Origin of the sequence: Fretibacterium sp. OH1220_COT-178 (assembly GCF_003860125.1) — a bacterium.
GTDB lineage: Bacteria > Synergistota > Synergistia > Synergistales > Aminobacteriaceae > CAJPSE01.
Genome location: NZ_RQYL01000101.1, coordinates 1 through 233, shown reverse-complemented (window position 1 = coordinate 233; position 233 = coordinate 1). Strand labels below are relative to the sequence as shown.

The window sequence follows — 233 nt, the reverse complement described above, 5'->3', positions numbered from 1 at the left end:
TTCGACCGGACGACGGAGCTGTACCAGCTTCGTGCGCGCTACATGGACCCGAGGACGGGGACGTTCCTTAGCCTGGACCCGCACCAGGGGAACCGGCATGACCCGGCGAGCCTGCACAAGTATATGTATGCGCACGCGAACCCCGTGACCAACACGGACCCGACGGGCCTGTGGTCGCTGGGCGAGATGGGCGGCGCCATGGCGGGGCAGAGCATCCTCGCTGGGTCGAGCGG

General features: G+C 67.8%; 1 protein-coding gene. It reads left to right on the top strand.

Annotation, left to right across the window (positions count from 1 at the left end):
- Positions 1 to 233: RHS repeat-associated core domain-containing protein (locus EII26_RS13015; RefSeq protein WP_148092589.1), on the top strand; the 233-nt coding region annotated here is incomplete at both ends.